Here is a 2,946-nt window from a genome sequence, read left to right as displayed (position 1 = left end):
TCTTATGTCGGTGGAAACCCCCTTTTTTCTACACAGCTTTTTACTCTGTGTCGGTGGAAACCCCCTTTACAACGATCAGCTTATCGGTACTATCCAGGCTCCATGACCACCCTGTTGCGGCCGCTACTTTATCCATTGCGCCTTTTAATTCCGTTCTGAACTGGCGAAGGTGGCGGGCAGTCGATCCGCTTAGTGTTCTCAAGGTATCGACTTTAATAGGAAAAGGGTACGCATGACTTGAGTAGTAACCATGTAGCCATTGTGCTAACGGTTGTCGCTTAAGTTTGTGACGTTGTTCCAGTTGCAACGTTGACCATGATGCATTGTCGAATAGCGCTGCTATACGAGGATTTAGTGATATAACTAAATGTTGTTTCTCATCCCTGCTATGCTCAAAAATCAAATTACCATTATAATTTCGCTCTTTATCTTTAATCTTATACGTTATAGATACGAGGCAAGCATTAAGGCGTAATAACGTAGATAGCAGCCGCTCACGGCTCTTAGTTCCTGTATCACGATCTAATCGTTTAAGAAGATTTTTAAGCGGTACAGTGATAACAGAATTTTGTGTTTCTGCTGCTAATCTAACTAATTCGATCCAAACATCTAAATCAATTTGCTGTAATTGAGGGCCAGTTTGTTTAATAGTCACATTAGCAACAGCGGCTACTTCTTCATTATCAAGATTTCTTCTTTTTCCTGGTTTAGTAGCAGAAAACAAGGCACTTCTTAAAATTGAATCAGGCGCGCCTCGCGCTCCTTTTCCTAGCAGCTCCATTGGTAAGTCAAGTTGAGTGTCAGCTTGAATACACATTGGTACAGAGTTTTTTTCATTTTTCTTTTGTTCAGCGACCTTTGCGCGCTCTTGAATCCTTTCAAAGCTATTAGTCATTTTAACACCATTAAAGGGTATCAGTAAGTATTAAAACTTCTAGTGTCACTTGAAGTCCGTAATTTAATTTTCGTTCGCCTTTCATTACAAGCCGTAAATATTCATCGCTACAACCACACCGCCTAGCCACTTCTGCCCTACTATTAACTACATTAATAGCGGCCTGTATAAGCTCTTTTGCTTTTTCAGGCTTATAGTGTGTTCTTGCATCAACTTTATTTAAAGTAGTATCCAACATATCAATAAACTCAGTTTATTTGAAAAGCCATTCTACTCCAACACTGTTGGTGTGTCCAACACTGTTGGAGCAGGATGGCTCATTTGGCTAGCTCATTTTAGGATGGCTCATATAGGTCATATATTGCATGATCCAAGCCCCCTAGCTGCCCAGGCTCATAAGGGTTATACCCTTATGGGCCTAACGCTGCCGCCCTGCTACTCCCGATTTTTAAATCGGGAGTCCAGAGCAGCTATATAAATATTTGATAGGAGCAACAACGATGCGCGTAGCTCGCGTGTACATGCGTGTCAGCACCCAGGGGCAAGACCTCGATAGGCAAAATAGCATAGTTGATGAGGCCAAAAACGCCGGCTTTTACATTGCGGGGATTTATCGCGAGAAGGCGTCAGGTGCAAACGCTGACAGGCCAGAGCTAAAGCGCATGATAAGTGACTTACAAAAAGGCGAAGTCGTGATAGCGGAGAAGATGGACAGGATCAGCCGCTTACCATTACCTGAAGCTGAAGCGCTAATAGGCGCGATCAGCAGTAAGGGGGCGAAGTTGGCCATACCTGGCGTTGTGGATTTAACAGAAACCGTAGAGGACGCGACAGGCGTTACCAAAATAGTCCTTGAATCGGTTCAAAGCATGCTTCTACGCCTCGCACTGCAAATAGCTAGGGATGACTACGAGACACGCAGAGAGCGCCAGAGAGAGGGCATAGAGCGTGGTAAAGCTAAGGGGGTATTCAGGGGTAAGCAGCCTAACGAAGCCGTGCATGAGCGCGTTGTAGCGCTCAGGCAGGCGGGTTATTCAATCGCAACGACAGCCAAGCTAGCTGGATGCAGCACAAGCACGGTGAAACGTGTTTGGTCGGAATTTATACGCACGAAAAATACAAAAAATAACGCTTGATTTAATACCGTAACGGTATTAAATTAGTAACTGTTATCAGGCACCACCACACCGCTTGGTAACAGTAAAGACCCTTCGACCAGGAGAACGAAAATGGCAACAATGTTCCATTTCAAAGATGTTAGTGAGCTTTACCGATATTCAAAATTCAGCGCCCAACCACAAAGCGGGCAAACATGGTCAGTTATCGGCCAGGATCAGCAGCAGGCACAAGTAGTTGTTGCTGAAGGCTTTCAAAATCAGCGCTACGCAACTTTATTTGTCGAGTTGTGCGAGTGCGTTACTGGTAAGAAGGGGTAACGTATGTCGTCACAAACTCAACAAATCATCAATGCATTTGCAACAGGGAAGCGCCTAAAATTAGGCTGTATGGCTCAAGGGGAGTTTGCCGAGGTGATGAAGGAGCTAAGGCAATACCGAAAAGAACTAGGAGTAAGTAAGAAGTGACCCCAGCAGGCCACCACGCCCGCTGGGGTCGCCGCGCCCTTCGACCAGGAAGAAAACGGCCAGCTAATTCTAGCATTACACAGAGGTATTATCCATTGATCGAAAAGCCCAAAAAAAGAGTAGGCAGGCCGTTAGAAAATGATCCTAACTCAATCAACTTAGTAACTACTTGGAAAAAAATTGCAACTAGAGATTGTACGCTGACTGCTGCGCTTGACAAGCTTAATCAACGACTAAGTATAAAGACGACGCCTTCACGTCTATCAGAGTGGGAGATAGGCACTAGAACACCAAGCAAGGCTGTCATTAACTACATGCTCGAAGTTACCTTGTTTGAGATTTTTCGAGAACTCGATATTGATAAAGGTATGGCCGCGCCGACAATTAAAAAGCTAATGCTACCGATCATAGAGTGAGAGGTCATGTATGCCTAGCGAACATGGCAATTTCTGCCATGAAAATTACCTT

The 2,946-nt window shown here is 44.5% G+C and carries 6 protein-coding genes; 4 read left to right on the top strand and 2 right to left on the bottom strand.

Annotated elements, in window-relative coordinates:
• Positions 1 to 40: 40 nt before the first annotated feature.
• Positions 41 to 895: a plasmid replication initiator TrfA gene (gene trfA / locus INT22_RS07310; RefSeq protein WP_193067967.1), complete on the bottom strand. Its 855-nt coding sequence runs from the start codon at positions 893 to 895 to the stop codon at positions 41 to 43.
• A 10-nt stretch (positions 896 to 905) separates the two neighbouring features.
• Positions 906 to 1,133, bottom strand: coding sequence for a hypothetical protein (locus tag INT22_RS07305; RefSeq protein WP_193067966.1), 228 nt, complete (start codon positions 1,131 to 1,133; stop codon positions 906 to 908).
• Between the two features lie 262 nt (positions 1,134 to 1,395).
• Between INT22_RS07305 and INT22_RS07300 the strand changes: the two genes are divergently transcribed.
• The 4 genes from INT22_RS07300 to INT22_RS07285 all read left to right on the top strand — a co-directional run bounded on the left by INT22_RS07300 (position 1,396) and on the right by INT22_RS07285 (position 2,894).
• Positions 1,396 to 2,031, top strand: coding sequence for a recombinase family protein (locus INT22_RS07300; protein ID WP_193067965.1), 636 nt, complete (start codon positions 1,396 to 1,398; stop codon positions 2,029 to 2,031).
• A 93-nt stretch (positions 2,032 to 2,124) separates the two neighbouring features.
• On the top strand, positions 2,125 to 2,331 hold the full coding sequence (locus INT22_RS07295) for a hypothetical protein (protein WP_193067964.1): 207 nt from the start codon (positions 2,125 to 2,127) through the stop codon (positions 2,329 to 2,331).
• Between the two features lie 3 nt (positions 2,332 to 2,334).
• Positions 2,335 to 2,478: a hypothetical protein gene (locus INT22_RS07290; RefSeq protein ID WP_193067963.1), complete on the top strand. Its 144-nt coding sequence runs from the start codon at positions 2,335 to 2,337 to the stop codon at positions 2,476 to 2,478.
• 95 nt (positions 2,479 to 2,573) lie between these two features.
• A complete protein-coding gene (locus INT22_RS07285) occupies positions 2,574 to 2,894 on the top strand; it encodes a hypothetical protein (protein ID WP_193067962.1) in 321 nt (106 codons plus the stop codon).
• Positions 2,895 to 2,946: the final 52 nt, after the last annotated feature.

Origin of the sequence: Halomonas sp. 3D7M, assembly GCF_014897885.1 — a bacterium.
Taxonomy (GTDB): Bacteria; Pseudomonadota; Gammaproteobacteria; order Pseudomonadales; family Halomonadaceae; genus Vreelandella.
This window is presented reverse-complemented; position numbering and strand designations above follow the sequence as displayed.

Excerpts from the sequence above, each read along its gene's own strand:
- trfA (WP_193067967.1), bottom strand. The coding sequence starts at position 895 with ATGACTAATAGCTTTGAAAGGATTCAAGAGCGCGCAAAGGTCGCTGAA.
- INT22_RS07305 (WP_193067966.1), bottom strand. The coding sequence starts at position 1,133 with ATGTTGGATACTACTTTAAATAAAGTTGATGCAAGAACACACTATAAG.
- INT22_RS07300 (WP_193067965.1), top strand. The coding sequence starts at position 1,396 with ATGCGCGTAGCTCGCGTGTACATGCGTGTCAGCACCCAGGGGCAAGAC.
- INT22_RS07295 (WP_193067964.1), top strand. The coding sequence starts at position 2,125 with ATGGCAACAATGTTCCATTTCAAAGATGTTAGTGAGCTTTACCGATAT.
- INT22_RS07290 (WP_193067963.1), top strand. The coding sequence starts at position 2,335 with ATGTCGTCACAAACTCAACAAATCATCAATGCATTTGCAACAGGGAAG.